This window comes from Collinsella sp. CLA-JM-H32 (genome assembly GCF_040098165.1).
Classification (GTDB): Bacteria; Actinomycetota; Coriobacteriia; order Coriobacteriales; family Coriobacteriaceae; genus Collinsella.
In genome coordinates, this window is sequence record NZ_JBBNMZ010000012.1 from 44,906 (window position 1) to 71,609 (window position 26,704).

Below are 26,704 nucleotides of genomic sequence, written 5' to 3' on the forward strand. Positions count from 1 at the left end.
AATGAAGGACTTCCGATGACTCAGGAGGCACATAATGGCAGATTCCAAACAGGCTCCGCTCGACGCCGAAGCAGCCGCAAAAGCAGCGTTCACTTCGGTCCAGGACAAGCCATTCCCCGATGATATCTTTACGGCTCCCGAGCTTCGTTGGGCTGTGATCGGGTGCGGCGTTATCGCCAACCAGATGGCCCAGTCTCTCGCTCTTGCCGGTCGCAAGCTTGCGGGCGTCGCCAACCGCACGCTGTCCAAGGCTCAGGCTTTTGCTGAGCAATATGGCATCGAGAAGGTCTATGAAACGGTCGAGGACCTCTACGCCGATCCGAACATTGACGCAGTCTATATCACCACGCCGCACAACACGCATATCACCTACCTGCGAGCCGCTCTGGCAGCTGGTAAGCACGTACTCTGCGAGAAGGCCATTACCCTCAACTCTGCCGAGCTCGACGAGGCCCGTGCCATCGCCGACGAGCACAACGTGGTCCTTATGGATGCCACCACGGTGCTCCACATGCCCTTGTATCAGGAGCTGCGCCGCCGCATGGATGCCGGCGACTTTGGACGCATGAACCTCGCCCAGCTCAACTTTGGCAGCTACAAGGAGTACGGCGACCTGACCAACCGCTTTTACAATCGCAACCTTGCTGGCGGTGCCATGCTCGATATTGGCGTCTATGCCCTGTCCGTCATGCGCCTCTTTATGGCAAGCCAGCCCGCTGAGGTCGTTTCGCTGGGCAACACCTGCGAGACTGGCGTTGACGTCGCGGGTGGCATCGTCTGCCGAAATGCCGAGCAGCAGCTGGGCGTCGTGAGCCTTACGCTCCACTCCAAGCAGCCCAAGCGCTCGGTCATCAGCTTCGACAAGTGCTACATCGAGGTCAATGAATATCCGCGTGCCGATCACGCGACCATCGTGTGGACTGCGGACGGCCACCGCGAGGAGGTCCACGCCGGCACCGAGGCTTACGCCCTGTGCTATGAGATGGCCGACCTGGAGAAGGCCGTTGCCGGCGACGACTCCAAGCGCGAGCTGCTGGATTATGCTTCTGATGTTATGGAGCTTATGACCAAGCTCCGCGCCGACTGGGGAGTTGTGTACCCCGAGGAGGAGTAAGCGATGCTTGCGGAAGATAGGCTCAACGCGATCGTGTCGATGGTGCAGCAGGCCGGCTCGGTTACCGTGCCGGAGCTTGCCGAAGCCCTGGGCGTGACGGCGTCTACCATTCGGCGCGACCTGCAGACGCTCGACCGAGCTCATCGCATCGCCAAGGTCCACGGTGGAGCGACGAGTCTTGAGCGCGCGCACGTGACGCGCGACCTAACGCTTAATGAGCGCAGCGACCTCCATAACGACGACAAGGAGCGTATCTGCGCCCGTGCGGCGGCGCTTGTGGAGCCCGAGAGCTTTGTATACATCGACTCGGGCTCGACGACGCTGAGGCTCATCGAGCATCTTCCACACCTTGAAGATGTCACCTATGTGACCGATTCCGTGCTCCATGCTCAGCACCTTGCTTTGCGCGGCATGCGTACCGTGGTGTTGGGCGGCGAGCTCAAACCCGAGACCGAGGCGCTCGTTGGCCCCGATGCCTTGGCAACCTTAGACCGCTACAACTTCAACTGTGGCTTTTGGGGCTCTAACGGCATTGCCGCCGAGCAGGGCTTCACGGCGCCCGATATCGAGGAAGCACAGGTCAAGCGTATCTCGATGCGCCATACCGCCAAACGCTTTGTAATCTCGGACGCCAGTAAATTTGGCATGGTGGCGCCCGTCAAGTTCGCGGACTTCCGCGACGCAACGATTATCACTGCGGGCGAGGTCCCCGCCAAGTACCGGGCAATGGACAACGTCATCACTGTCTAACAGCGAGACAAGGCCAAAACCACCACGAAGGTGCCTGTCCCCATTGTGGTGGTTAGTAACGAAAATCGAGTAGTTTTCTCAATAGAAAAGCGGCAACGTCCATCACGGGCGTTGCCGCTTTCGTTGTCTGCCGGTTTGTCTAAGTCTGTAACAACTGGACCGTTAAAAGTGGGCTAGGTGTTACAGATTGAGATTTTCCCTTAAGGGGGATTTGAATGTCTCGATCTGTAACAGATAGACCGGAAAATGGGTTCTAACTGTTACAGATCGAGACATTTTGGGACCGCGGTTGAACCATTGCGGCAAAACCACCACAAAGGTGCCTGTCCCCATTGTGGTGGTTTAGGGCTCCCAGGGGCAGGGGGCTTCGATGTGGATGTGCTCGCCGGTTACGGGATGCGTGAAGGACACGCTGTGGGCGTGGAGCATCAGGCCGCAGGGGCGCGGCGTTCCGTACAGGTCGTCGCCAACCAGGGGATGATGCTCGCTTGCCAGGTGCACACGGATTTGGTGCTTGCGGCCGGTGAGCAACTCGACATCGATATACGAGCGCGCGGGCAGGCCACGACGGCTCTTAAGACGTTTGAGCACCTTCACGCGAGTTTGAGACGGCTTGCCGCTGGCGCCGACGCGCATCTTTCGGCTGTCGTGACGGTCGCGGGCGATGGGCTTGTCGATGAGCTTCTCGTTCCAGTCGATCTTGCCCTCGGCCAGCGCCAGATAGTGCTTTTCGAAGGCGTGGTCGATGACCATTTGGTCAAAGGCGGGCTGCGTCTGTTTGTCGAGCGAAAACAACACCACGCCGGTGGTGTTGCGGTCCAGGCGGTTGAGCGGCTGCATGTCGGTCGCGGCAAAGCCGTCACCCATCGCCAGCAGCAGGTCGCTGGCGTAGTCGGTGAGCGTGCGCTCGCCGGTGCCGTCGCCGTGGACGATCATGCCGGCGGGCTTGTCGATGGCCATGAGCCAGGCGTCGCAGTAAAGGACTTGAGGTTCTTCGTTCACGTGTAAGCCTTTCGGTTAGCTAATTCCCACAAACATGCAGCCCGAGGTGGCGCCGCGCAGGCGGGCGGCGGGCTTGCGGCCGGCCTGTGCTGCTTCGACGGCACGACGGACGCGGGCGACGGCACGGCCCACCTCATCTGTCTCGAGCAGCGTTCCGTCTACCATGAGACGACGCACGCCGGCATCGAGCAGCTGAGGAACCTGCGGCGTGAGGTCGATGGGGTAGGCGTCGTACAGGCGAGAGCGGCCATGGATGTCGGTGCGTACGGGCATGACCTTGCCGTCGATATTCTTGAGTGACAGCTTGCGGGCGCGCAGGCGGCAGTTAGCGCAATCGTGGATGCAGCCATTGGCCACCTGCAGGATGCAGTGCTCACTCGTCATAACGCGCGGGCGGCCGAACACAGTGATGCCCAGGGCTGCGGGCGCCGCGGCGCCGAGCGAGACAATCTCGTCGAGCGTGATCTCGGGCGAGAGCCAAAACGCACCGGCTCCGCGCTCGGCAAGCGCCTCCATGCAGGGCGTGTTGTGCACCGGCAGGCAAGAGCGAATCTCGGCCGTGGCGCCAACCTGGGCGGCCAGGGCAAGCTCAGAGATGTTGCCAATAGCGACCGTGGCGCCGGCAACAACCCACGGGTCGATGCGTACGTGGTCAACGGCGCGGCAGACCTCGTCGAGCACGGGTACGATGCCCTGCTCAAATGTATCGGCGGGGGAGAGCTCGGCCGCATCGAGCGTGTCGGTGGTCATATAGATGCGCGTTGCACCCTCCGCGCGCGCTGCCTCGGCGGCCTCGAGCGAGGTGATGGTGGCGCAGATCTGCGGCTCATCGCGGTAGTGCTCGGGCACAGGGCGGGAATCTCTGGTTGCAATCGCCGGCAACTCGAGCGTTTTCGCGCGCTCCTCGTATGGCGACAGAATGGCCTCCTCCAGCGCCTTACAAGCGGCGGCGCGCACCTTGTGCACGGCGGAGAAGCCCATGCCGCAGCCCTCATCGAGCGCCACATCAAAGCTCGCGGCCTCAAAGGGAGAGGAGCCCATGCGCCCGACGTGCTCAACCAGATCGGATGCCTCGACGGCGCGGGTCTTGGCGGCCTCGACGGTGAAGCCCGTGGCGGTGGCGGTGAGCGCGGGGTTGTCACAGCAGGTGAGTGTGACAGTAAACGGCTCGCCCAGGCGCGCCACGACGGACACGTCAACAGCTCGGCGGCGCAGCACATCGCGCTTGAGCGCGGCGCCGGCGGCGTCAATGGCGCTCTGGCTTCGAATCACGCGCACGCGGCAGCCCTCGGGCATGCTACGGGGCACGCGGCACTCAATGATGTCACCGGCGGCGGTATCATCGGCGGCAATGGTGGTCAGGAACTGGTCAAACTCGTTATCGTGGCGAAGCTCCAGCAGGTCGCCTTTGCCCACGGGCTCAAACAGCTCAATGCGGGCGATGGCGGCGCGGCGACGGCGGTCGTCGGACTTGAGGCCGCGCACATCGCGGTTGGCCGGGCGGCTGCCCAGCACCGTGCCCACGATCTGGCCGCGGTTGTTGGAACGCTCATAGCTCATCATCTCGTCGCCCGAGGTGCCGTCCTGATAGGCGTGCGTAAAGTCGCGGTTGAAGCAGCGCTTGAGCTGGCGCTGGCGGGCGGCTTCCTCGTCCTTGGCAACGGCGGCTCCGGATAGCATGTCGTCAATTTCGTGACGATACACATCAACGATGGAGTACACGTAATCGGGTGCCTTCATGCGGCCCTCGAGCTTGAGCGATGCGGCGCCGGCGTCATACAGACGGCGAACAAGCTGTGAGGTGTTGGTGTCACGCGGGCACAGCGCGCGCTCGCGACCGGCAGGGGAGAGCGCGCGAACGTTCTCGTCGATCAACTCGTAGGGCAGGCGGCAGGGCTGGGCGCACATGCCGCGGTTGGCCGATCGTCCCGCCATGGCAAAGCTCGACAGCAGGCACAGGCCCGAGTAGCAAAAGCAGATGGCGCCATGGCTGAAGACCTCAAGGTCCACATCGGGCGCGGCATTATGAATGGCGGCGATCTCGTCGATGGAGAGCTCGCGCGAGAGAGTCACGCGGTCGGCGCCCTGCTCGCGGCACCAAAGGGTTCCGCGGTCGTCGTGGATGTTCGCCTGGGTCGAGATATGTGTCTCGATGCCGGGCATGGTGCGCTTGACCTCAAAGAACAGACCCCAGTCCTGGATAATGAAGGCATCGGCGCCCAGCGTGGAGCAGCGATGAATGAGTTGCAGCGCATCGCCCATCTCGGACTGCTTGATGACGATGTTGACCGTGACGTAGACGCGCGACCCGGCTAGATGCGCGGCGCGGCAGGCCTGCTCAAAGGCCTCGTCGGTAAAGTTGGTGGCCTTGCGGCGGGCGTTGAAGCTGCCCATGCCGCAATAGATGGCGTCTGCCCCCGCGGCGAGTGCGGCGGCAAAGGGCTCGGGCCCTCCGGCGGGCGCCAAAAGCTCGGGTCTGCGGTTGGTGGTTCGACTGGCGGTTGCGGTCATATCCTGCCTTTCAAAATGCTCAGATATTCAAAAGTATAGTGGTGCCGTCGCGGCAGGCGATGCCCGTGCTCCAAGCGGGATAAAGTCTTCAGCAGCTTAGGCTGGCTGACCCCGTGGAGAACCGTTCAGCGGTTCGGGGAAACCGTTGGGCGATAAAATATTCTCGCAGGCTGATAATATTCTTGCATCAAACAGAAACCTTGAGTACTATCCCAATCAAGCGCGGTGTTCAGACCGAACTGTGCCTCCCGGTGCGAACGCCGCGCTCACGCTCTCTATTTGATTGTAAGGAGAAAAACATGAGCAAGACCGTCGTGTCTTCCGATAACGCACCCGCAGCCATCGGCCCGTATTCCCCCGGTATCCAGGCCGGCAACATGGTGTTCCTGTCCGGCCAGCTGGGCATCGATCCCGCAACCGGCAAGATGCCCGAGGGCGTCGAGGCCCAGGCCAAGCAGTCCCTCGCCAACGTCGAGGCCCTGCTGACCGCTGCCGGCGCCACCTTTGCCGATGTCGTCAAGACCACGGTCTACCTGGCCGACATCGCCGACTTCGCCGCCGTGAACGAGATTTATGCCTCCAAGTTCGAGGCCCCGTTCCCCGCGCGTAGCGCCTTCCAGGTTGCCGCCCTTCCGGCTGGCGGTCTGGTCGAGATCGAGGTCGTCGCCGCCCTCTAAGGCGTTGGCCACAACTAAACATGACATGCAAAAAGACCCTGCAGCGCGTGTGAGCTGAAGGGTCTTTTGTCAAGTGACGGATCGCTTGTGGAGCCGCGCTCCATTTTGCTCGTTAGCCCTCCTTGCGGACTTTTTGCAGGTAGCGGTAGACGCTGGGCTCCGAGATGCCCAGCGCGGTGGCGGCGCAGGCCACGGCACCCTTGAGCATGAAAACCCCGTTGTCGTTGAGGTGGCGAATGACGTCCACGCGGTCGCTCTGACCAAGCGACGCTACATCCAGCCCGCGCGCGCTCAGCAGCTCGGCAATACTGCGGTCGATGAGCTCCTGCGTGGACTCCGAAAGGCTTTCGACCTCGATAGGGGCGGGCTCCGTGCGCGTCGGCGCCGCGTCGAAGCATGCCATGAGCTGCTGCGCCATGGCGTTGATGGAGCGCACGGTCGAGAGGTCGGTGTTGACGCAAAGCATGCCGACGATCTCGTTGTCCTCACGGATAAAGTACGTCGCCGACTCCAACGTCTTGCCACCGGCACCGCGTCCCTCGTAGCCCGTTATAAACGGCAGGTCGCGATACTTGGCGTCGTGCATGATCTTGAGTGCCAGATCGGTAGCGGGACCGCCGACCTTGCGGCCGCTCACGATACCGTTGCGGATATCGACGATGGCGTGGTCGGGATCCGAGAAATCGTGCAGGACGATCTCGCTGTTTTTGCCGAGTATCTGCTCCAGGAAATCGACCATCGGCAAAAAGCGACGTACGGTCTCGTTCACGGGCAACTCCTTTGGGTGAAATCGGAAATGTTCATAACAATTTTTTCTCATGGTAACACGCTGCCCATCATCTCGTATATCCGCAGGTACATTGCGTAATGCAGACGAACGGTAGGAATTTAGCGGTAAACGGTTGACCAAAAGAAATGTTAGATGTTATTTTGACCAGACACTTTCCTGACCTGCGGAAATGCGTAATTTCAGCTGAAGAATAGTCTGATAACAAAAAATTATTATTGAGAATGAGAATCATCTTTAATACGATATGCAATGAAGGCACAACCTCAACCCCGCACTGCGTCACAATAGAGCGTCAGATGCGAAAACAACTACTTCGAGGATTGGTGGTCAAATGACCCAGGAGACGGTTACGAACGGCACTGAAGCCCTGTTCACTCGCGAAGGCATGCCTCCCGTTAAGGAAATGATCCCGTGTGCCCTTCAGCACGTACTGGCATCGTTTGCCGGCATCATTACCCCGGCGGTCATCATGGCCGGCGTCTACGGCTTTAATAGCCAGCAGAGTACCGACATCATCCAGGTCGCGCTCATTCTTTCGGCGATCGACACGGCCCTTCAGGCCTTCGCTCCCTTCCGTCGCATCGGCGGCGGCCTGCCCATCGTCATGGGCGTTTCGTTCGCGTTCCTGCCGGCCCTGCAGGCCATGGGTGCCTCGGGCTTTAGCTTTGGTGCGCTGCTGGGTGGCGAGATCGTCGGCGGCGCCGTCGCGGTCCTCTTTGGTCTGGCCTACAGCAAGATCAAGTGGCTGTTCCCGCCCGTCGTGACCGGTACGGTCATCTTCTCCATCGGCGTTTCGCTGTATCCCACGGCCGTCAAGTATATGGCCGGCGGTATGGGTACGCCGCTGTGGGGCACCCCGCAGGCCTGGTGCGTCGCTCTTATCACCTTCGCCGTGGTCTTTGCGCTCGCCAACTTTGGCAAGGGCACGCTCAAGCTGGGATCCGTGTTCTTTGGCATGATCGTTGGCATGATCGTCTCCATCCCCTTTGGCATGATCGACTTCTCCAGCGTCGCCACCGCTCAGGTCTTCGCTCTTCCCAAGCTCATGCCCTACGCGCTCGAGTTTGATCCCGAGGTCTGCATTACCCTCGCCGTCGTGTTCCCCATGGTTGCCATCCAGGTTATCGGTGACGTCTCCGCCGCCTGCCTGGGCTCCATCGACCGTATGCCCACCGAGCGCGAGCTCTCCGGCGCTATCGTGTCCCAGGGCCTCACCTCTATGGTCGGCGGTCTGCTGGGCGGTCTTCCCACCAGCGCCCTTGGCCAGAACGTGGGCATCATCTGCTCCAACAAGGTCGTCAACAAGTGGGTCTTTGTGATCATCGCGGCCGTCTTTGCCATCGCCGGTCTGTTCCCGCAGCTCTCTGCCGTCCTTTCCGCTATCCCGCAGCCCGTCATCGGCGGCGCGACCGTCGGCGTCTTTGGCACCATCACCATGAACGGCGTGCGCATGTTCACCCGCGAGGGCCTCACGCAGCGCACTACCACTATCGTCGGCACCTCCGTCGTCTTTGGCCTGGGTATCTGGATGGCCAGCGGTTGCCTTGCCGGCGAGGGTATGCCCACCTGGGTGTCCACCGTCATCGGCTCCAATGCCGTAACCCCCACCGCCATCATGGCCATCGTCCTTAACCTGATCCTTCCGCAGACGCCGGTCGTGGCTCAGCACATCGATGCTGCCAAGGACGCTGCCGTGGATCTGGTCTTGCCCGAGAGCAAGAAGTAAGCAATTCGGTGCTATTCGTCGGCGGACGCATCGCCTCGTCCGCCGACGTCATGCGGCGCCAAGCCGCACTTCAAAGGGTTTGCCCCTTTGGTGAAGCGTTGACGGGAGAGGGCCCGTTTCCGGTGTAGGCCGGCGCTTCGCACTCCGCTATGTCAGAGGTGTCAAACCCCGCCCCTGATGTTGAAGGGAGCATTTATGCTTCTGGTCGCTAACGGTTCCGTCTTTACTCGCAACGCTCAGACCCCGTTCATTCCAAACGGTGCGGTCGCCATTGACGGAAATACGATCGTCGAAGTGGGCCCCGAGTGCGAGCTCAAGGCCAAGTACCCGGATGCCGAGTACGTCGACGCCCAGGGCAACCTCATCATGCCCGGACTCATCAACTGCCACACCCACATCTACTCGGGTCTGGCCCGCGGCCTTGCCATTAAGGGCTGCAACCCCACCAACTTCTTGGAGAATCTCGAGCAGCAGTGGTGGAAGATCGACGACAACCTGACGCTCGACGGCACCAAGGCCAGCGCCTATGCTACGATTTTGGACTCCATCCGTGATGGCGTCACCACGATCTTCGATCACCATGCGAGCTTCTGCGAGATTCCGGGAAGCCTCTTTACCATTAAGGATGCAGCTCAGGAGCTGGGCATGCGTTCGTGCCTGTGCTACGAGGTCTCCGATCGCCGCGGCCAGGAAAAGTGCGACCAGGCCATTGCCGAGAACGCCGAATTTGCCCAGTGGGCCGCCAAGGAGCGTCGCGATAACGACAACCACATGATCGCCGCCATGTTTGGCGGACATGCTACCTTTACGCTTTCGGACGAGACCATGGATAAGATGGCCGAGGCCAACAACGGCCTGACCGGCTTCCACATCCATGTGTGCGAGGGCATGAACGACGTGTGGGACTCCCGCCTCAACCGCGGTGGCATCAGCCCCGTCGAGCGCCTGCTGCAGCACAACCTGCTGGGTCCCGACACCATGCTGGGCCACTGCATCCACGTGACGCCTGCCGAGATGGATATCGTCAAGGAGTCCGGCACTTGGCTGGTCAACAACCCCGAATCCAATATGGGCAACGCCGTGGGCTGCGCCCCCGTGCTCGAGTTCTTCCGCCGCGGCATCCCCGTGTGCATGGGCACCGACGCCTACACCCACGATATGCTCGAGAGCCTTAAGGTCTTCCTGATTATTCAGCGCCACAACGCCGCCATGCCCAACGTGGGCTGGTGCGAGGCCATGACGATGCTGTTCGAGAACAACGCCAAGATGGCGAGCAAGTACTTCGATCGCAAGCTCGGTGTGCTCGAGGCCGGCGCTGCCGCCGACGTTATCGTTATGGACTACAAGCCCTTTACGCCGCTGAGCGAGGAGAATATCGACGGCCACATGCTCTTTGGCATGATGGGCAAAAACTGCCGTACCACCATCATCAACGGCCGCGTCCTGTACAAGGATCGCGAGTTTGTCGGTATCGATGAGGAAAAGATTAACGCGTGGACCATGGCTGAGTCCAAGAAGCTCTGGAGCGCGCTTAACAATCGCACCTACTAATTCACAAGTAGATTCACGCGCGTCGGATGTTTCGCCGCATCTGACGCGCGTATAGGCGGCCTCCGCGGGGTCGCCGGCGCTGTGCTAGCGCTACACCGTATTTGCGCCCGCCGCGCGGTCTCGCCGGGCGTTACAGAGAGGAGCTCATTATGAGCGACATCATGAGGCCGATCCCGTTTTCGCAGCTGATGAACTGGATCATCGAGGAGCACAAGACTCAGGGCGCCGTCTTTGGCGTGCGCAAGATGGTCACGACCAACCAGGAGGGCGCGCTTCCCATTTTTGACGAGCGCATCGAGACCCCGTTTGGCCCGGCCGCCGGCCCCAACACGCAGCTTGCCCAGAACATCGTGGCATCCTATGTGGCCGGTTCCCGCTTCTTTGAGCTCAAGACCGTTCAGGTTATGGACGGCGAGGAGCTCTCCAAGTGTGTGAACAAGCCCTGCATCGTGGCGCAGGACGAGTGCTACAACTGCGAGTGGTCGACCGAGCTCGAGGTTCCGCAGGCCTTTGCCGAGTACGTGAAGGCATGGTTCGCCTGCCACCTGATCGCTCGCGAGTACGGCCTGGGAAGCCCGGACGGATTTGTCTTCAACATGTCCGTGGGTTATGACCTGGAGGGCATCAAGAGCCCCAAGGTCGATGCCTACATCGAGGGCATGAAGGATGCCAGCGGCTCCGACGTCTGGAACGAGTGCCGCGCATGGGCGCTTGCCAACCTGGACAAGTTTGAGCATGTCGACGCCGCGTTTGTCGAGTCCATCCCGGCACGCGTCTCCAACTCCATCACCGAGTCCACCCTGCACGGCTGCCCGCCGGCGGAGATCGAGCGCATCGCGACCTACCTCATCACCGAGAAGGGCCTCAATACCTACATCAAGTGCAACCCCACGCTGCTGGGCTATGAGTTTGCACGTCAGCGCCTCAACGAGCTGGGCTTTGACTACATCGTCTTCGATGACACGCACTTCCGCGAGGACCTGCAGTGGGCCGACGCCGTGCCCATGTTCGAGCGCCTGATTGCCCTGTGCGCCGAGCGCGGCCTGGAGTTTGGCGTCAAGCTGACCAACACGTTCCCCGTCGACGTGACGAGGAACGAGCTGCCTTCCACCGAGATGTACATGTCCGGCCGTTCGCTGTTCTCGCTGACCATCGAGGCTGCCCGTCGCATTACCGAGCAGTTCGATGGCAAGCTGCGCATCAGCTACTCCGGCGGTGCTACGGTCTACAACATCCGCGCCCTGTACGATGCCGGCATTTGGCCCGTCACCCTGGCGACCGACGCGCTCAAGCCCGGTGGCTACGAGCGCTTTAGCCAGACGGCCGGCGAGTTTACCGACCTGGATGGCAAGCCGTTCGCGGGTGTCTCTCTCGAGGCTGTGACTGCGATCCAGACCGACTCACTCACCAACCCGCTCTACAAGAAGCCGCTGCGTCCGCTGCCCGACCGCAAGGTCGCCGGCAAGAGCCCTCTTTCCGATTGCTTTACCACGCCGTGCCGCACGAGCTGCCCCATCCAGCAGGATATTCCCGCCTACCTGGCGGCCGTTGACGAGGGCCGCTACGAGGACGCACTCAACATCATCATCGAGCGCAACGCCCTGCCGTTCATTACCGGCACCATCTGCCCGCATCCCTGCGGCCGTGCCTGCGAGCGTGCGTTCTACGAGCCCGAGGGCGCCCAGATTCGCGCCAGCAAGCTCAAGGCCGCCCGCGAGGCCATGACCGCCGTGCTGCCCAAGCTGCGCGCCCAGGCCATCGCCAACGACGGCGAGCGCAACGTTGCCGTTATCGGCGGCGGCCCGGCCGGCCTGGCGACGGCGTTCTTCCTGACGCGTGCCGGCGTGCCCGTCACCATCTTTGAGGCCCGCGATTCGCTCGGCGGCGTGGTCCGTCACGTGATCCCCGAGTTCCGTATCGCGAGCGACGATATCTCCCACGATGCCGAGCTCTGCCTAGCCTTTGGCGCCAAGGTGCAGCTCAACGCTCGCGTTGATTCCATTGACGAGCTCAAGGACCAGGGCTTTACCGACGTGGTCGTGGCCACCGGTGCCTGGATGCCCGGCTCTGCGGGCCTGGGCGAGGGCGCCGAGCTCGACGTGCTGGAGTTCCTCGAGGCCGCCAAGAAGGGCGAGAAGCTCGAGCTGGGCGAGGACGTCGTGGTCATTGGCGCCGGCAACACCGCCATGGACGCGGCCCGCGTGGCCAAGCGCCTGGCCGGCGTGAAGAACGTGCGCCTGGTCTACCGCCGCACCAAGAAGCAGATGCCCGCCGATGAGGAAGAGCTCGATCTTGCTCTTGCCGACGGCGTTGAGTTCTGCGAGCTGCTGGCACCTAAGGCACTCAACGGCGCCGTGCTGACCTGCGATGTTATGGAGCTTGGCGAGCCGGATGCAAGCGGCCGCCGCAGCCCCGTCGCCACGGGCGAGACCGTCGAGCTTCCCGCCACCACGGTGATCTGCGCCGTGGGCGAGGGCATCGACGCCAGCCTGTACGATGCCGCGGGCGTCGAGCACGACCGTCGCGGCCGCCTTGCCGCCACCTCCACCGGCGTCGAGGGCGTCTGGGCTGCGGGCGACTGCCGTCGCGGTCCTGCCACCGTGGTTGAGGCCATCGCCGACGCCGCCGAGGTCGCCCGTGCCATCGCCGGCGTGGACTTTAACAAGTACGCCGATTGCAACGAGCAGGCTGGCCGCGAGGACACCTGCTACGAGCGCAAGGGGTCGCTGTGCCGCGACAAGCGCAACTGCACCAAGACTCGCTGCCTGGGCTGCGGCTCGGTGTGCGAGGTCTGCTGCGACGTGTGCCCCAACCGCGCCAACGTTGCCATTAAGGTGCCGGGCTTGGCCAAGCATCAGGTCGTCCATGTCGACGGCATGTGCAATGAGTGCGGCAACTGCGCCGTGTTCTGCCCTTACCAGGAGGGTCGTCCCTACAAGGACAAGCTCACCCTGTTCTGGAGCGAGGAAGACATGGAGAACTCCGAGAACGAGGGCTTCCTGGCCGTGGACGAGGACCACTTTAAGGTTCGCGTCGCCGGCACGGTCCGCACCGTCTCGGTCGATGCCGTCAACACCGGTCTTCCCGAGGCCGTCCGCCTGACCATCAGGGCTGTGCGCGACAACTATTCGTACCTTCTTAAGAAATAGGCGAGTCTCTTATGGCCAAATCCATTCAACATAACGTGGCCTACGTTGCCTGCGGAAGCGGTTGCGCCTCCGCAGGCGGCGACGCCCACTGCAGCGAAGGCTGCATTGGCTGTGGCGCCTGCGTCACGGCCTGCCCCCACGGCGCCATTGCGCTGGTCGATGGCATCGCCCGCGTGGACCGCTCCAAGTGCACGGGCTGTGGCCTGTGCGGCATGGCGTGCCCGCAGCGCGTGATTGCCTTCGTCCCCGGCTACCAGAACATTCTGGTGCGCTGCAACAACACCGATAAGGGCGCCATTGCGCGCAAGGTCTGCGACACGAGCTGCATCGGTTGCGGTATGTGCGCCAAAAAGTGCCCTGCCGGCGCTATCCGCATCGAGGACAACTGCGCCCATATCGACGGCGTGGACTGCCTGTCGTGCGGCATGTGCGCCGTCGTCTGCCCGCATGGCGCCATCCACGACCGCACCGGCATCGCCGCCGGCGTGTAGAAGGGAATCACCATGGCACAGGAATTCACTTTTACCGTTAACGGCGTCGAGTGCACGACGACTCAGAACAAGCCACTGCTGCGCTATCTGCGCGACGACCTGCACATTCACTCCGCCAAGGACGGCTGCTCCGAGGGCGCCTGCGGCACCTGCACCATTCATGTGGACGGTGCGGCCGTCAAGGCGTGCGTGCTGACCACCGCTCTTGCCGCCGGCCGCAACATCGTGACCGTCGAGGGCCTGCCCGAGGACGTGCGCGAGGCCTTTGTGTACGCCTTTGGCGCCGTGGGCGCCGTGCAGTGCGGTTTTTGCATTCCCGGCATGGTCATGGCGGGTGCGGCGCTCATCGCCGAGGACCCCGAGCCCACTGAGGAGCAGATCAAGTACGCCATTCGCGGTAACGTCTGTCGCTGCACCGGCTACAAAAAGATTATCGAGGGCATCTCGCTGGCCGCTGCGGTGCTCCGCGGCGAAAAGCAGATCGACGAGAACCTGGAGCGCGGCGATGACTACGGCGTGGGCAAGCGCGCCTTCCGTATTGACGTGCGCAAGAAGGTGCTCGGCGAGGGCAAGTATCCCGACGACATCGACGAGCTCGATCAGCCGGGCCTGACCTATGCCAGCGCCGTGCGCTCCAGGTATCCGCGCGCCCGCGTGCTCTCCATCGACACCTCCAAGGCCGAGGCCCTGCCCGGTGTAGTGGGCATCCTGCGCGCCGAGGACGTGCCGGTCAACCAGGTCGGCCACCTTATCCAGGACTGGGACGTCATGATCGCTCAGGGCGATATCACCCGCTGCGTGGGCGATGCCATCGTGCTGGTGGTCGCCGAGGACGAGGCGACGCTCGAGAAGGCCAAGAAGCTCGTAAAGATTGACTACGAGCCGCTGGAGCCCGTGCGCAACATTGTCGAGGCCAGGGCCGCCGATGCCCCGCGCCTGCATGACAGCTTCTTTGCCTTTGGCAACACAGTGGAGCTCAAGGACAACGTGTGCCAGAGCCGTCATGTGACGCGCGGCGACGCCGCCAAGGCACTGGCCGAAAGCGCGTTCACCGTGACGCAGCGCTTTACCACGCCCTTTACCGAGCATGCCTTCTTGGAGCCCGAGTGTGCCGTTGCCTTCCCGTACAAGAACGGCGTCAAGGTGCAGTCGACCGACCAGGGTGCCTACGACACGCGCAAAGAGTGTGCCCATATGTTTGGCTGGGATAGCGAACCCGAGCGCGTGGTCGTCGAGACCATGCTCGTGGGCGGCGGCTTTGGCGGTAAGGAGGACGTGTCCATCCAGCACCTGGCCGCGCTCGCCGCCTATAAGTTCCAACGTCCTGTGAAGTGTAAGCTCACGCGTGCCGAGTCACTCGCTTTCCATCCCAAGCGTCATGCCATGGACGGTACCTTTACGCTGGGTTGCGACGCCGAGGGCAACTTTACCGGCCTGGATTGCGAGATCAACTTTGACACCGGCGCCTACGCGTCGCTGTGCGGCCCGGTGCTCGAGCGCGCTTGCACGCATGCCGTCGGCCCCTACAAGTACCAGAACACCGACATTCGCGGTTTTGGCTACTACACCAACAACCCGCCCGCCGGCGCGTACCGCGGCTTTGGCGTTTGCCAGTCCGAGTTTGCGCTCGAGAGTCTGATCGACTTGCTGGCAGAGAAGGTCGGCCTGGATCCGTGGGAGATCCGCTACCGTAACGCCATCGAGCCGGGCGAGGTTTTGCCCAACGGCCAGATTGCCGACTGCTCCACGGCGCTTAAGGAGACACTGCTCGAGGTCAAGGATGCCTACTACGCGCATCCCGGCCACGCCGGTATCGCCTGCGCTATGAAGAACGCTGGCGTGGGCGTTGGCCTGCCCGACGCCGGCCGCTGCAAGATTCGCGTCGAGAACGGCGTGGCCGTGGTCTATGCCGCCACGTCCGACATCGGCCAGGGCTGCAACACCGTCTTTTTGCAAGACGTTGCCGAGGCATGCGGTCTGCCGCTGAGCTGCATTGCCAACGGCGAGTGCTCCACCGAGAACGCTCCCGACTCCGGCACCACGTCTGGCTCGCGTCAGACGGTCGTGACCGGCGAGGCCGTGCGCGGTGCCGCCTTTCTGCTGCGCGATGCCATGGTCGGCATCGAGGCCGGCAAGCCTGCGCCTACCGCCCCGGTGAGCGCGCATGGCGACGGCGTCAAGATCGAGTACGACGACGGTCGCGCCTATCAGCTGCACACGCAGGAGCTCGTCGCCGGCCAGGGTATGCATCCTCAGGATCCCGCGGCCGCCATCAAGGCGCTCGAGGGATGCGAGTTTGGCTACGTGTACCTGGAGCCGACCGACAAGCTGGGTGCGGATGTTCCCAACCCCAAGAGCCACATCTGCTACGGCTTTGCCACGCATGTGGTCATTTTGGACGATGACGGCCGCGTGAGCGAGATCTATGCTGCGCACGATTCCGGCAAGGTGGTCAACCCCATCTCCATCCAGGGTCAGATCGAAGGCGGCGTGCTCATGGGTATGGGCTATGCGCTTACCGAGGACTGGCCGCTCAAGGACTGCGTACCCCAGGCAAGGTACGGTACGCTCGGGCTGTTCCGTGCGCCCGAGATTCCGGATATCCACGCCATCTACGTGGAGAAGGACGAGCTGTTGCCCGTGGCATACGGCGGCAAGGGCATTGGAGAGATCGCAACGATTCCCACGGCGCCCGCCGTACAGAACGCCTACCGCGCATTTGACGGCAAGCTGCGTCCCGATCTGCCCATGGTGGATACGCCCTACAGCCGCGCCCGTCGCCGCGGGTAGGGTAGGGTGCGGACAGCCATTGCTGATGGGCTGTTTGCGCTCAACATCAACTACATACGCTGCGCCTTTGGCCCCGGCTCCATCGCGAGTCGGGGCCTTTTGTTTGGAGCGCCTCCGCATGCGGAAACTGTGTCCCGGAATCCAGCCTCGGAACGGGATGAACTTTCCCAACGGGGCCGCATGCGGAAGCTGTGTCCCGGAATCATGCCTCAGAATGGGATGTGTTTTCCGCTGGCCGGCCGTTTGGAAAGTGCATCCCAGTTTGAGCGTTTATTCCGGGATGCGGTTTCCCCTGAAGGACTCAACCGGAAAGCACGACCCGTTCCGAGACCTGATTCCGGGACACGCTTTCCGCTAGGCCCGCCATCCGGAAAGTGCGTCCCGTTTTGAGCGTCCAGACTGGGACGCGCTTTCCGTTGGCGTGGCCGTTGGGAAAACGCGGCCCAGATAGGGGGGATGCGATCCGGCGATGCGCGGCCTAGCAGCTCCTACAGCTCCACGTCGTTGAGCCACGTCGGCAGCGCGGTCTGCCGGATGCCTGCCGTCTGCAGCTTTTTGGCGAGCATTCCTGCCGAGCGGACCTCGTTTATGGTAAAGCGCAGCAGAGGATGACCGTAGAGCGATAGGTGCGCCTCGCGCTGTCGTTCGGCAACGAGCGCCTCGGCGGTGGTGCGTCCGGCCAACATGGTCTGGTCGGTATATTTGATGAGCCCGTCGAGCTCGCCCAGCGTGAGTTCCCGCGCCTGGCGCTCCCAGGCAAAGTCCGTTCGTATGGGCTTGGCCGAATCGAAGGGGTCCGTCAGCTCGTATTGAAGCCAGTCGGGCGCAAAGCCCGTCTCGATCATGACGGCTCGGGCGACCGATTCCCCGCCGCTCTCGGCGCGGACGTCGGCATATCGAAGCGTTGTGAGGGCGGTGCGAATCGCGCGACCATTGCGTGCAGTCGCTCGTTGCTCAACGGCCTCCAGCAGCTGTTCCGGCGCAAGGCCGAGCTTTGAGATCGCCGAATCGGCAATGGGCATGCCGTCGGCAAAACCAGTTTGCAGCAGGCAATCTGTGGCCGTTTGGATGGGCGGCGTTACCGATATGCCGGCTCTGCGTATTGCTCCGGCCGGCTCAATCTGGTGCCGCTGAATATGCGCGCCCGGGCGAGCCGACGGCTTTGTCGAGCTGCAGGCATGCACGACATTCAGGTGTCGCCACGAGACCTCGAGCCCCAGCAGACAGGCGGCCGAAAACGAGCAGAACGTCCAATCGGGGTGGATGATCGCAAGGGCGCGGAGGATTTCGCAATGGCGTTGCGCTCGGTTGAGTTCATCCCAGCGCGTTTTTCGCGCAAACAACCCCGGCATGGGCGAGACAACCGTGCCGCCGGTGCGCCGAAGGAGCGCTTTTCGGATCGCCGTGCTCGGGGGAATAAGGCATCGTCCCTCCTGCTCGGCTTGGTTCAACAGCTGGTCGATGATTTGGTCGTTGCAATGCGCCATGGGCTACCGCCTCCTTTTTGGGGTGGCAAAAACGTATCAGCCGGAACTTGCCGCCCAACTGACCAAAAGCTGACCAAAATCTAACCATGCAGGTAGATGGCCTGTTTTCGGCGACATTTTTACATCCGAATCGGTGGGCGGTAATCGGCGATCTTGAACGGTAGCTAGATATGAAGTCTTGGTAAGTTTCGGGACGTGTACTTTTCCAAAAACAGAGCAATCTATCTGCTGTTTTATGTTTCTGGATCGCATGTTTGAAGGCATGTGATACGAGCTGCGGATTGTCGTCTTGTATCTGCGGAAACTGTGTCCCGGAATTGCCGCTCGGAATGGGATACATTTTCCGGAACAGCCCTCAACCGGAAACTGCGTCCCAGATTTCGGCCTCAGAGTGGGATGCCGTTTCCGAATCGGCTCTCAAGCGGAAATTGCACCCCGGAATGAGCGCTCAGAACGGGATGCAATTTCCGGAACGGTCCACGTGCGGTGGTATACCGACCCTTTTGCGTGGCCCGCTTGTCGAATTACGTTATAGCTAGCTATATTATAGGAAGATATAATATAGCTAGCTATAACGTAAAGGAAGGATGGTCCTATGTTTATCGGAAGAACAGCGGAAATGTCCGAGCTCAATCGACTGTATAGCACGGGCTCCTTTGAGATGCCTGTGATTTACGGACGCCGTCGCGTAGGTAAAACGCGCCTTATCACAGAGTTCATTCAAGGCAAGAAGGCTATTTACTTTCAAGCTCGTCGTACCAATGCAGAGGCAAACCTGCATGGCTTTAGCCAGGCGATACTTGCGGGCTCTGTTGGTGCTGCAGATGTGTCGTTTCGTAGCTTTGGCGAGGCGTTTGATGCATTGGCCACCATGGCTCGCACGGAACGTTTGATTGTCGTGATTGACGAGTATCCCTATCTCGCCCAATCGAATCCCGAGATCAGTTCGTTGCTGCAAGACAAGATTGATCACCTGTACAAAGAGACTAGGCTCATGCTTATCCTGTGCGGGTCGTCGCTTTCGTTTATGGAAGAGCAGGTGCTGGGCTACGAGAGTCCGCTATACGGTAGGCGTACGGCCCAGTTTAAGATCATGCCGCTCGATTATACGACGACCCTCGGCCTGTGGCAGAGCATGGGTCGCGAAGACGCTGCGGTTTGCTATGGCATGACGGGCGGCATTCCTGCATATATCGAGAAAGTCGATCCTGCCGCACCGCTCAAGGACAACATCAAACGTCTTTTTCTTACTCCTACGGGCTATCTCTTTGAGGAGCCGAGTAACCTGCTGTTGCAAGAGTGCCGCAATCCCGAGCAATATGATGCGATCGTGCAGGCAATTGCTCAGGGGCGCTCGAAGATCTCAGAGATTGCGAGCTCTACGGGAATCCCTGCGAGCAACGTAAAGAGCTATGTGGATAAGCTGGCGTCGCTTGGGATTGTCGAGCGCGAGCTGCCCCTAAACGAGACGAGCAATAAGCGAGCCGTGTATCTGCTGAGCGATCAGATGTTTAGGTTCTGGTACAAGTTTGTGCCGCAGAACATCGGGCTGATTCAAAACGATATGGCCGCGATGGCGTATGAGCGCATTGAGCCGCACGTATCGGATTACATGGGTACGGTCTTTGAGATTATATGCAGACAATACGTGTACGAACTCGCGCGCGCGGGCCAGCTCGATGTGGTTCCGGCGAGTGTCGGGCGCTGGTGGGGGACGGATAATCGTACGCATACGCAGGAAGAAATCGACTTGATTGTTGACGATGGCGAGGGCGCTGCGCTGTTTGCGGAGTGCAAATGGCGCAATGAACCGGTGGGCGAGGATGTTCTGGAAAAACTCGTGTACCGAAGCGAGCTCTTTAGGCGGCAGCATAAAAGCTACGTGATCTTCTCGAAGCGTGGCTTTACGCAAGGATGTCAGGAAGCTGCGGCGAGCAGGGGAGATGCCAAGCTGATTTCGTTTGCCGAGATGTGCGAGCGGAGATAACCAAGCGCGCTCTGATGTGATGCTCGGAATGGGATGCGCTTTCCTTTTGCAACCCTTGGCGGAAAGCGTGTCCCAGATTTCGGCTTCAGAATGGGATGCCGTTTCCGGATCGGCCCTCAGGCGGAAACTACGACCCGGAATTTGGCTCCAAAACGGGATACGCTTTCCCGGTGGCATCTCTAGCGGAAACTGCATCCAGGAATGAGCTCTCGGAACGGGACACGCTTTCCCATCGGGGCTTCAAACGGAAACCGTGTTCCGGAATTGAGCCTCAGGGTGGGACGCATTTTCCGGTAGAGGCCTGGGACGGAAGGCGTGTCCCAGAATCCGGCTAATCCGATGGCCAGGTGGTTGAGCGAGCGGGCTCCGGGGCTCCATTACTGAAAATTCATTTGTTAAACCTGGCAACCGTAGGTAGAATAAAGTCGACGGCAGCCCAAGGGTGATAGCTGGGCAGCGCCGTTACTTAGTTCAAGGGGTCAATGCCTTAACGGCGTCGACCCCTCTTCTTTTGCTTCGTACGCTGCTTAAGTGCCTCGGAAAGTCCGATAAGCGCCGTGAGGAGCGAGACCAAAGCGGTCAGGAGCTTCACGAAATCAATCAGATCGGTCATGGGCATCACCTCCCGTCGCATGGAGGGCGCTGCCCGGCACATGGAACTGCCGTCAACAACTGCCATTCTATCAAAGCGCGGTCATAAATACGAATATATGTTCGATAATAACAGCAACGTGATTCCCTCGAATAGCAGCCTTTCGTAAGGGCGGCAGAAGACGGCGCTGGGCGATTGGGGATAGACGCGCAGGTCTTCGTCACCGAAAGCCCGTTTGATTAACCAGCCCTCTGTAGGTACACTGCATATTGATGGGCCCGGGATGACCGCTGATTCAAGTCACCGGGCCTATATCTTTTTCATGCATTTGAATAGAGCGGGCAACTCTCTTGGGGCCGTCTGCATGGCGTGTGCCTGGCGCATGGTATTGCGCCCAGCTTTCATGTCCGCGCGGCCACCTATCCTTACGGCAATGTAGCCGCCTATGTAGCAAGCGGCAGGCAACGGAGAAAGGCCCTAACCGTGTCAGTTGAAAAAGACGCCGGGTATCTCGGCTATCGATACGACGAACTTTGCGCGCCAGATTGTGCTGGACTTTGAGTTTGCGCCGGTGCCAAAGCAGCGCCAGCGCCGTGGACTGCGCAATGAGATTATCGAGGTCGGCGCCGTCAAGCTCGATTACCACGGCAACGTTATGGGCGAGTTCTCGCAGTTTGTGCAGACGGAATTTACCGAAGGCGTTGCGTTTCCCGTCCGCGAGCTCACAGGTATATCGGCCGTGGACACCGCGATGGCCGACCCGCTCTACATGGTGATCAAAAGGCTCAGCGATTGGATCGGCCGCTACTCCGCCCAGATAGTTTGCTGGAGCGGGACGGACCGTCGACAGCTTATGACCGAGTGCCAGGCAAAGCAAATCGACCTTGCCGCATTTCCTACGGACTGGGCCGATCTGCAGGCGTTTTACACCTCGATCATGGACGTGGGCAGCCACGAGTGCGTCTCTTTGAATGACGCGGCGACGTGGTTTGGCATCGAGTTTGACGAGTCGACGGGTCACGCCCACAGTGCCCTAGCCGACGCGCGCGTGACCGCCAAGTTGCTCAAGCAGGTGATGGACGGGGACTATCGCGTGAGTCCGCGTGCTCAGGAGATCCGCCAGCGGTGGAGGATGGGCGATCGAGCCCAGATGCGCCTTTCCAACAAGTGCCCCGAGCTGGGCGACCTGCTGCTGAAGCTGAAGGCGGAGGGGAGGTAGGCGGGGCTCCGGGAATGACCTCTGACTCAAGTCAACGGGGCTCATTTTGCTTTCTTTGGAGCTTTCTCACGGGGCTGACTTTACTTCGTCTCATTTAGTATAAAGCGGCTGCTAGATTGCATAGTGATGATAAAATTAATCAACTCAACATCAATAGCTGTCGCTTTGCGCAATGAGGGGTTCCGAGACGTATGAACGAGTCTGACACACGGCTTAAACTCATTGATCCTGCGATTATGAAGTCGTGGGATCGCAATACCCAAGTCTTCACTGAGTATTTCTTTACCAGTGGCGAGATTGTTGTGCGCGGAAGTATGGTCACCCGTAAAGACAAGAAGAAGGCTGACTACCTTCTGATGTATGCTCCGGGCATCCCTATCGCAATCGTCGAGGCTAAGGATACGGAGCACACCGTTGATGCCGGTCTCCAACAGGGGATGGGATATGCCCAGCTGCTCGATATTCCGTTTGCGTACAGCTCAAACGGAAAGGGTTTTGTTGAGCACGATTTTCTTACCGGGAAAGAGCGCGCTCTTGCCATGGACGAGTTTCCCACTCCGGCGGAACTTTGGACACGATACTCAAAAGCTAAGGGGCTTGAACATCCGTATAGCCAGGAGATTGTGACCGCTCCGTATTACCAGGAGCACGGCGGCAATCATCCTCGCTACTATCAGTGCATCGCCATCAATCGTACGCTTGAAGCTATTGCGCGAGGTAAGAATCGCATCTTGCTCGTTATGGCAACGGGAACGGGAAAGACTTTTACGGCTTTTCAAATCGTTCATCGCTTGCGACAGACTACCGAGGTTCGTAAGGTTCTCTATCTGGCGGACCGCAATATTCTCGTCGATCAGACCATAGACGGCGATTTCAAGCCTCTCAAGAGGGTTACAACCAAGGTCGTAGGTCGAAAGCTCGATTCTGCTTACGAGGTCTATTTCTCGCTCTACCAACAGCTTGTTGGAGAAAACGGTGAAGAAATATTCCGCGAGTTCGACTCGGAATTCTTCGATTTGATTATCGTCGACGAGTGCCATCGCGGAAGCGCCGCGGCGGACTCCGCATGGCGTAAGGTACTTGAGTATTTCAATTGTGCAATTCAAATCGGTATGACGGCTACGCCAAAGGAGACTGAAGAGGTTTCAAACATTACCTACTTCGGCGAACCTGTCTACACCTACTCCCTTAAACAGGGAATCGAGGATGGCTTTCTCGCCCCGTATAAAGTTATTCGTCCTAAGCTGAACGTCGACATTTACGGATACCGTACTGAGGAAGGCACCATAGATGATCGCGGCGAAGCTCTGCCCAAACGTGTTTTCGAGAAGCAAGACTTCGACAGCGAGATTGTCATTAAAGAGCGCTACGAGGAAGTTGCCAAGCGGATAACTCAATTTCTAAAGGAGACGGATCGTTACTCCAAGACCATAGTCTTTTGCGTTGACATCGAGCATGCCGAAAATATGCGACGTGCCCTTGTAAACGAGAACGCCGATATCGTAAGAGATCACCCCACCTACATCATGAAGATTACGGGTGACGACAGGGAAGGTAAGGCTCAGTTAGATAACTTCATCGACCCCGACGAGAAATACCCGACCATCGTTACGACTTCGAAGCTTCTCACCACTGGTGTTAATTGCAAGACGTGTAAGGTAGTCGTGCTCGACAACAAGTTCGGTGAGCACGGAATGACGGAGTTCAAGCAGATTATCGGCCGCGGAACCCGTATCTGTGAGGACTACGACAAACTCTATTTCACCATCCTCGATTTTCGTGACGCATCGCGTTTGTTTGCAGATCCCGAGTTTGATGGCGAACCTGTTGTTGTGTTTGAGCCTAATCCGGGTGACCCCATTGCGGATCCGGGTCCCGGCAGCAATGGCGGCAGTCCCGTTCCGCCTCCGTCTCCGATCGTAGACCCACCCGTATTGCCGCCGGACGATCCGTCCTCCCATGTGAAATATCACGTTCATGGGGCCGACGTCTATGTAGTGTCGGAGATGGTGCAGTATTACTCCTCCGATGGCCTTCTTGTAACTGAGAGCCTTAAGGACTATACGCGAAAAAACATTCTCGGCGAATACGACACTCTTGACCACTTCCTAGCGGCGTGGAACTCTGAACATAAGAAACAAGCGATTATCGATGAGCTGCGCGCGCGTGGCGTATTCCTGGATGAGCTGCGGCTCGAGACTGGACAGGAGCAAATGAGCGACTTTGACCTCATTTGCCACATTGCTTACGACCAGAGACCTCTTACGCGCAGCGAGAGAGCCAATAGTGTCAAGAAAAAGGGCGTGCTCTATGAGTATGCCGGCGTCGCGCGTGAGGTCCTTGAAGCGCTTCTCGACAAATATGCGACGTCGAACCTCGTAGACTTGGACGACACCCACGTCCTCGACCTCGAGGAATTCCGTCGGTTTGGCAGCCCAATGAAGATCGTCGCCGCATTCGGCGGCAAACAACAGTACATTCAGGCAGCGCAGATGCTCGAGGACGAGCTCTACATCGCATAGAGAAAGGTAACGATAGCAAATGGCACTGGGATCTCTCGTAAAGACCCTGCAGAACATCATGCGCAAAGACGCCGGCATCAATGGCGATGCGCAGCGCATTGAGCAGATGACTTGGCTTTTCTTCCTCAAGATTTACGATGCCAAGGAGCAGGAGTGGGAGTTTCACGATGACTCCTATCAGTCCATCATCCCCGAGCGCCTGCGCTGGTATAGCTGGGCGCACGATGCGAAAGACGGCAAGGCGCTTACTGGCGATGAGCTTCTCGACTTTGTGAACAATGATCTATTCAAGACTCTTGAGAGTCTTGAGCTTGCACCTGATGCGCCTTTGCGACACGTCGTCGTCAAGGCTGCTTTTACTGACGCCAACAACTACATGAAGGATGGGATTCTACTTCGTCAAGTCATCAACGAGATTGACGAGTCGGTTGATTTTACCGAGTACAAAGAGCGCCACGCCTTCGGTGAAATTTACGAGACCATCCTGAAAGACTTACAGTCCGCGGGTAATGCCGGCGAGTTTTACACGCCCCGAGCGGTGACTGACTTTATGGCCCAGGCACTTGCGCCCAAGCTCGGCGAGACTGTGGCTGACTTCGCGTGTGGCACGGGCGGCTTTTTGACGAGCGCCCTCAAGATTCTCGACTCCCAGGTTCAGACTCCAGCCGATCGTGAACTCTATGCAAGATCGGTCTACGGCATCGAGAAGAAGCAGCTCCCTTACCTGCTGTGCGTGACCAACATGCTGTTGCACGATATCGATAATCCTGAAGTCTTTCACGATAACTCTCTCGAGAAGGATGTTCGCGAGTGGAAGCACAAGCCTGACGGCCAGTTTGACGTCGTACTTATGAACCCGCCCTATGGCGGGTCCGAGAGCGCATCGGTGCAAAACAACTTCCCTGTTGCACTCCGTAGCTCCGAGACCGCAGATCTATTCCTTGGACTCATTCTTTATCGTCTTAAGCGAGGCGGCCGCGCTGCTGTTATCATTCCGGATGGTTTTCTCTTTGGCCAGGATAGTGCAAAGACGGAGATCAAGCGTCGCCTGCTTGAGGACATGAACTTGCATACTGTCTTGCGCCTTCCACAGAGTGTTTTCGCTCCGTACACGAGCATCACTACTAACGTTCTGTTCTTCGATAATACGGGGGCCTCTGAGGGCGTTTGGTTCTATCGCATGGACATGCCCGAGGGGTATAAACACTTCTCTAAGACCAAGCCCATTAGGATCGAACATTTTGCACCTGTAAAGGAATGGTGGGAGAACCGTCGGGATATCGAGGAAGACGGCAATCCCAAGGCCAAGTACTATACGGTTGACGAGTTGCGAGACGGCGGTTTTAACTTTGACGTGTGCGGCTATCCTCACGAGGAAGAGGAGATCTTACCGCCTGACGAACTGATCAGGAACTACAAAGAAGAGCGCGCTAAGCTCGATGCCGAGATTGACCAGAAGCTTGCTCGTATTTGCGAGATTCTTGGGATTGAGGCGTAGATGAAGGCAAAAGACCTGAAGAACTCAATCCTGCAAATGGCGATTGAGGGAAAGCTCGTTCCACAAGACCCGAGTGATGAGCCTGCAAGCGTCCTGCTTGAGCGTATTCGTGAAGAGAAGCATAAGCTTATTGCTGAGGGTAAGGCTAAATTCCCGAAGGGCGGGGAGAGCATTGTCTATATCGGTTCCGATGGCTCCCCCTATGAGAAGAAGGTGGATGCCAAGGGTCGCGTGACTAGCGATAAGTGCATCGCGAACGAAGTACCGTTTGAGGAGCTGCCCGAGGGGTGGGCTTGGGCAAGGCTGGAAACCGTATATAACTTCATTGATTACAGGGGTAAAACACCTCACAAATCACCTTCAGGTGTTCGACTAATGACTGCGAGCAACATTCGCCAAGGCTATATTGATTACACACGCGAGGAGTATATTTCAGAAGACGAATATGCAACACGCTTGTCTCGCGGAGAGACCCACCGTGGCGATTTGCTGTTTACAACCGAAGCCCCGATGGGGTATTGCGCGATATGCGAAATGAAACGTTGCAGCTGTGGACAGCGTGTCATTACCCTTCAGAATTACGGCACAGTTGGTCCAGACAATGCCCTGTTCTGCCAAATAATTCTATCTCCACTGTTCCAAATTCAAGTTAAGGATCATGCCACGGGGACGACCGCAAAAGGAATCAAAGCAGCAGTGCTAAAAGAGCTATTTCTTCCGATTCCGCCTCTCGCCGAGCAGCGCCGCATCGTCGAGCGGGTGAACGAGCTCATGCCCCTGGTCGAGGAGTACGGTGAGCTCGAGGACGCCCGCGAGGAGCTCGACGCCGCGCTGCCCGGCCGCCTGCG

General features: G+C 59.5%; 18 protein-coding genes. 13 read left to right on the forward strand and 5 right to left on the reverse strand.

All coding sequences use genetic code 11. The features are described from left to right. The first annotated feature begins 34 nt into the window (after positions 1 to 34). Together AAA021_RS08135 and AAA021_RS08140 are read left to right on the forward strand one after the other, a co-directional pair. On the forward strand, positions 35 to 1,114 hold the full coding sequence (locus AAA021_RS08135; protein WP_349088805.1) for a Gfo/Idh/MocA family oxidoreductase: 1,080 nt from the start codon (positions 35 to 37) through the stop codon (positions 1,112 to 1,114). 3 nt (positions 1,115 to 1,117) lie between these two features. Beyond that, positions 1,118 to 1,864: a DeoR/GlpR family DNA-binding transcription regulator gene (locus AAA021_RS08140; RefSeq protein WP_055309388.1), complete on the forward strand. Its 747-nt coding sequence runs from the start codon at positions 1,118 to 1,120 to the stop codon at positions 1,862 to 1,864. A 342-nt stretch (positions 1,865 to 2,206) separates the two neighbouring features. Here the strand turns inward: AAA021_RS08140 and AAA021_RS08145 are convergent, their stop codons facing one another. Next, positions 2,207 to 2,866, reverse strand: coding sequence for an RluA family pseudouridine synthase (locus AAA021_RS08145; protein WP_232049565.1), 660 nt, complete (start codon positions 2,864 to 2,866; stop codon positions 2,207 to 2,209). Positions 2,867 to 2,881: 15 nt separating this feature from the next. Beyond that, on the reverse strand, positions 2,882 to 5,377 hold the full coding sequence (locus AAA021_RS08150) for a U32 family peptidase (protein WP_349088806.1): 2,496 nt from the start codon (positions 5,375 to 5,377) through the stop codon (positions 2,882 to 2,884). Between the two features lie 299 nt (positions 5,378 to 5,676). On the opposite strand from AAA021_RS08150, the gene AAA021_RS08155 reads away from it, so the two are divergent. Then, positions 5,677 to 6,054, forward strand: a complete 378-nt coding sequence (locus AAA021_RS08155) for a RidA family protein (RefSeq protein WP_055285184.1) — start codon at positions 5,677 to 5,679, stop codon at positions 6,052 to 6,054. A 112-nt stretch (positions 6,055 to 6,166) separates the two neighbouring features. On the opposite strand, the gene AAA021_RS08160 is transcribed toward AAA021_RS08155, so the two are convergent. Continuing rightward, positions 6,167 to 6,823 carry a PAS domain-containing protein gene (locus AAA021_RS08160; RefSeq protein ID WP_349088807.1) on the reverse strand — a complete coding sequence of 219 codons (657 nt, stop codon included), beginning with the start codon at positions 6,821 to 6,823 and terminating at the stop codon, positions 6,167 to 6,169. 352 nt (positions 6,824 to 7,175) lie between these two features. On the opposite strand from AAA021_RS08160, the gene AAA021_RS08165 reads away from it, so the two are divergent. From AAA021_RS08165 to xdh, 5 genes are all read left to right on the forward strand, one after another. Next, a complete protein-coding gene (locus AAA021_RS08165; protein WP_035137475.1) occupies positions 7,176 to 8,570 on the forward strand; it encodes a solute carrier family 23 protein in 1,395 nt (464 codons plus the stop codon). Positions 8,571 to 8,765: 195 nt separating this feature from the next. Continuing rightward, positions 8,766 to 10,121 (forward strand): putative aminohydrolase SsnA, encoded by a 1,356-nt coding sequence (gene ssnA / locus AAA021_RS08170; protein WP_349088809.1) that lies wholly within the window; start codon positions 8,766 to 8,768, stop codon positions 10,119 to 10,121. Positions 10,122 to 10,270: 149 nt separating this feature from the next. Further along, on the forward strand, positions 10,271 to 13,270 hold the full coding sequence (gene ygfK, locus AAA021_RS08175) for a putative selenate reductase subunit YgfK (RefSeq protein ID WP_349088810.1): 3,000 nt from the start codon (positions 10,271 to 10,273) through the stop codon (positions 13,268 to 13,270). A gap of 11 nt (positions 13,271 to 13,281) precedes the next feature. Next, entirely contained in the window at positions 13,282 to 13,761 is a 480-nt protein-coding gene (locus AAA021_RS08180; protein ID WP_055309382.1) for a 4Fe-4S binding protein, read from the forward strand. 12 nt (positions 13,762 to 13,773) lie between these two features. Next, the gene (gene xdh / locus AAA021_RS08185; RefSeq protein WP_349088811.1) at positions 13,774 to 16,551 is read left to right on the forward strand and encodes a selenium-dependent xanthine dehydrogenase; all 2,778 of its coding nucleotides are present in this window, start codon (positions 13,774 to 13,776) and stop codon (positions 16,549 to 16,551) included. A 488-nt stretch (positions 16,552 to 17,039) separates the two neighbouring features. Here xdh and AAA021_RS08190 read toward each other — a convergent pair whose 3' ends face one another. Further along, positions 17,040 to 18,038 carry a hypothetical protein gene (locus tag AAA021_RS08190; RefSeq protein WP_349088812.1) on the reverse strand — a complete coding sequence of 333 codons (999 nt, stop codon included), beginning with the start codon at positions 18,036 to 18,038 and terminating at the stop codon, positions 17,040 to 17,042. A 595-nt stretch (positions 18,039 to 18,633) separates the two neighbouring features. Between AAA021_RS08190 and AAA021_RS08195 the strand changes: the two genes are divergently transcribed. Then, positions 18,634 to 20,025: an ATP-binding protein gene (locus tag AAA021_RS08195; protein WP_349088814.1), complete on the forward strand. Its 1,392-nt coding sequence runs from the start codon at positions 18,634 to 18,636 to the stop codon at positions 20,023 to 20,025. A gap of 487 nt (positions 20,026 to 20,512) precedes the next feature. Here the strand turns inward: AAA021_RS08195 and AAA021_RS08200 are convergent, their stop codons facing one another. Further along, a complete protein-coding gene (locus AAA021_RS08200) occupies positions 20,513 to 20,638 on the reverse strand; it encodes a hypothetical protein (RefSeq protein ID WP_255412934.1) in 126 nt (41 codons plus the stop codon). A gap of 469 nt (positions 20,639 to 21,107) precedes the next feature. On the opposite strand from AAA021_RS08200, the gene AAA021_RS08205 reads away from it, so the two are divergent. The 4 genes from AAA021_RS08205 to AAA021_RS08220 all read left to right on the forward strand — a co-directional run. After that, positions 21,108 to 21,836: a 3'-5' exonuclease gene (locus AAA021_RS08205; RefSeq protein ID WP_349088815.1), complete on the forward strand. Its 729-nt coding sequence runs from the start codon at positions 21,108 to 21,110 to the stop codon at positions 21,834 to 21,836. 191 nt (positions 21,837 to 22,027) lie between these two features. Beyond that, positions 22,028 to 24,358: a DEAD/DEAH box helicase family protein gene (locus AAA021_RS08210; protein WP_349088817.1), complete on the forward strand. Its 2,331-nt coding sequence runs from the start codon at positions 22,028 to 22,030 to the stop codon at positions 24,356 to 24,358. A 19-nt stretch (positions 24,359 to 24,377) separates the two neighbouring features. After that, positions 24,378 to 25,856 (forward strand): class I SAM-dependent DNA methyltransferase, encoded by a 1,479-nt coding sequence (locus AAA021_RS08215; RefSeq protein WP_006235244.1) that lies wholly within the window; start codon positions 24,378 to 24,380, stop codon positions 25,854 to 25,856. Continuing rightward, positions 25,857 to 26,704 (forward strand): restriction endonuclease subunit S (locus tag AAA021_RS08220; protein WP_349088818.1); only part of this gene is annotated, 848 nt, incomplete at its 3' end.